The 2,641-nt window shown below is 53.9% G+C and carries 4 protein-coding genes; 2 read left to right on the top strand and 2 right to left on the bottom strand.

Going from position 1 to position 2,641, the window contains the following annotated elements; genetic code table 11:
- Positions 1-114 precede the first annotated feature (114 nt).
- Positions 115-465, top strand: a complete 351-nt coding sequence (locus HK25_RS12085; RefSeq protein WP_086636384.1) for an arsenate reductase — start codon at positions 115-117, stop codon at positions 463-465.
- Between the two features lie 64 nt (positions 466-529).
- On the opposite strand, the gene HK25_RS12080 is transcribed toward HK25_RS12085, so the two are convergent.
- Entirely contained in the window at positions 530-1,996 is a 1,467-nt protein-coding gene (locus HK25_RS12080) for a ShlB/FhaC/HecB family hemolysin secretion/activation protein (RefSeq protein ID WP_233127826.1), read from the bottom strand.
- Positions 1,997-1,999: 3 nt separating this feature from the next.
- Between HK25_RS12080 and HK25_RS13445 the strand changes: the two genes are divergently transcribed.
- Positions 2,000-2,344 (top strand): hypothetical protein, encoded by a 345-nt coding sequence (locus HK25_RS13445; RefSeq protein WP_233127827.1) that lies wholly within the window; start codon positions 2,000-2,002, stop codon positions 2,342-2,344.
- Here HK25_RS13445 and HK25_RS13075 read toward each other — a convergent pair.
- On the bottom strand, positions 2,314-2,641 hold a 328-nt coding region (locus HK25_RS13075; protein ID WP_158092964.1), incomplete at its 5' end, for a hypothetical protein. The genes HK25_RS13445 and HK25_RS13075 overlap by 31 nt on opposite strands.

Raw genomic sequence — 2,641 nt, 5'->3', positions numbered from 1 at the left:
TCATAACCTGAAGGCCGCAGGTTCAAATCCTGCCCCCGCAACCAAATCATATAAATCAATAACACAACGCCTCAGCTTTAGCGCCAGAGGCGTTTTTTGCGTTACGGGTAATGAATGGCAATGGTAAAAATCTACGGAATAAAAAACTGTGATACTATGCGCAAAGCCAGAAAATGGCTCGATACGCATAATGTCGTTTATGACTTCCATGATTATAAAACGCAGGGAATTGACGCAGAAACTCTCAGCAGGTGGGCAGACCTGATCAGTTATGAAAAGCTGCTTAATAAAAATGGGACAATGTTTAGAAAACTGCCTGAGGCAGAAAAAACAGATCTGACGAAAGCCCAGGCTGTCATATTAATGCAGATATATCCCTCTCTGATTAAGAGACCTGTCATTGAATATAAAGAAAAAATTGAAACAGGATTTAATCCTGAAAAATACGCAATGATCTTCTCTTAAAAAAAAGCCCCGGTAAACCGAGGCTTTTTTTAGGCATGTCCGAGGTGATAATTTTTGGATATTTTTAATATCCGATCGTAAGTGAGAGTGTTCCGAACCCGCCTTTGTTACCGAAGCCATTCTGCTCGCGGATGGCGGAGACGCCGTGCAGGCGCCAGCCAACATTGAAGATGAGGCTGATATAACGATCGACAGCACTATGCAGGTCCAGACCGATGCTGGACAGATCTGCCTCGTTCACGGACTGAGCGATGGGATGTACCTGCGAGACATGGCCATAATCATAGAACAGTCCCACCTGTTCCGTATCATACACGGAGATGTCGGGGGCGATGAATTTGAAAAGACTAAAAGCTGGTGAGCGAATTTCGTTGGTAACACTCACCCCCTCACTGCCCAGCGCGGTATCGGTAAAATAGCCGCGTGCAGTGTAAAGCCCGCCAAGGCCAAGCTGGTTATTGTACATCAGATTGCTGCTGGCAACTTGCCCCGTGGCTTGCAAAATCCACGACAGGCCTGCAGGCAACCATGTGGTGCGGTTAAGACTCACTGTGTCATAGACATACTGGTCACTTGCTCCGGGTACGAGTGCTTCAAAATTGCGATGGCGGTTGGCTCCGCTCATGCCGCCGGGGCTAAGCACGAGCTGGTTCTGGAAAGTAGTCTGCCCATACGGGTCGTTCAGAATGGCATTGTATATGATGGGAAACTGATCGACTTCTGCCTGACTATCGAACACTCGTAGTCCGCCAAATTCGAGAGTGTTGTTGGTGGTTTTGAAGTCAAAGCCGATCTGCAAATCTTCGGTCATGCGTGTACGCGGGCCGAAGGTCAGGGCAGGCAGGTCGTGGATATAACGTATGCTGGCCTGCCCGCTATGACCTGTCTCACCCAGATAGGTGCTGCTCGTACGCATATCGGGTTTTTCCCACGCATAGGAACCAAAAATCTGAATACGGTCATGCCAGGGCAGGGGGGTTGTCCAGCTCAGGGCGTGGCCGCTGTAGCGGTCGCTAACACTGTGGGTAAACTGGTAGGACAAGATCTGCCCCAGCCCGGCCACGTTGCCCCATGTGCCGCCCACGGCCCATTCGGAAGAGCCGAGCGAGGGGACACCGGCATTGTCGTAGGAGCCATAGATATGCAGGGGCAGGCGGTCTTTTGTCTGCAGGGTGACATCGGTTGTGCCCTGCGTCGTACCGGGGGCGAACAGAGCATCGACCGTGCGGAAGGGGTTGCTGTTCAGCCAGGACAGGCCAGCCTGCACGCCTGACAGGCTAAGGGTCTGGCCAGGTGCGAGCCCGCTTTCCTGCCGAATCAGTCTGTCGGAAAACCAGTGGTTACCTGCTGTTTTAACCGCGCCCAACCGGTATTCTGTGACGATGATCTGCACCACACCCTCGTTGATGTTTTGCGGCGGGATGGAGACATATACAAACGGATGCCCCTTAGCTTTGTAGAGTGCGCTGACCTTTGCCGCGATGGTGTTTAGATCCGTCATACGCAGGGGCTTGCCGAGATAGGCAGCCATCTCATGTTCGAAGGAGGCCTGATTGAGCAGGGGCAGGCCCGCATGCTGCACGCCCTTTGTGCCGGCAGGCAGACCCGTGGCCTTGAGGGTGGCAGTATCGGGGATGAATACCAAACCTTTGAGGTCGGGGATGACAACCGCATTAGACTGCGGAAGGGGCGGGGCTTCTTTACCCGGCATGGTCAGGTCGTTGGGGGCGGGTGCCGCTGCGGGCTGGCGCGGGGCAAGGCGGCTATAGGCCTGTGCATGGGCTACGCGTGGCGAGAGGGCACAGGCGACGGCAGCGAATGCGCCGCCAGCAAAAAGAATGTGGCGCATCAGAACGTGTCTTTCAGGCGGTTGGTATAAGAGGTGCCGGGCAGCACGATCTGATATGTGTTCGGAGCGGCAGAGCTTGCCGTGCTATCTGGCAGGGGTAGAGGGTTGTAGGTATTGACCAGTGTGAGACCAGGGGATTGCCCGGTGCTTGTAATAGTGAGGTTAGCTGGGCCTGATGCCGGGGGAGTATTCCCGTTTAGCAATGCGACAGGCCAGAAGATGGGAATGGTCGTGATCCGGGTGATGGTGTAGGTGCCGCTCTGATAGGTGATGGCATAATTGCTCAGCCCTGAGCCGCGTGCGTTACTGGCGGTAAGGGCGTAGGCG

It is taken from the genome of Acetobacter sp. DsW_059, from assembly GCF_002153695.1.
In the GTDB taxonomy this organism is placed as follows: Bacteria; Pseudomonadota; Alphaproteobacteria; order Acetobacterales; family Acetobacteraceae; genus Acetobacter; species Acetobacter thailandicus.
The sequence above is the reverse complement of the archived record's forward strand: the minus strand, read 5'-3'. Positions and strand labels throughout refer to the sequence as shown.

Excerpts from the sequence above, each read along its gene's own strand:
- HK25_RS13445 (WP_233127827.1), top strand. The coding sequence starts at position 2,000 with ATGTTCGAAGGAGGCCTGATTGAGCAGGGGCAGGCCCGCATGCTGCAC.
- HK25_RS12085 (WP_086636384.1), top strand. The coding sequence starts at position 115 with ATGGCAATGGTAAAAATCTACGGAATAAAAAACTGTGATACTATGCGC.
- HK25_RS12080 (WP_233127826.1), bottom strand. The coding sequence starts at position 1,996 with ATGGCTGCCTATCTCGGCAAGCCCCTGCGTATGACGGATCTAAACACC.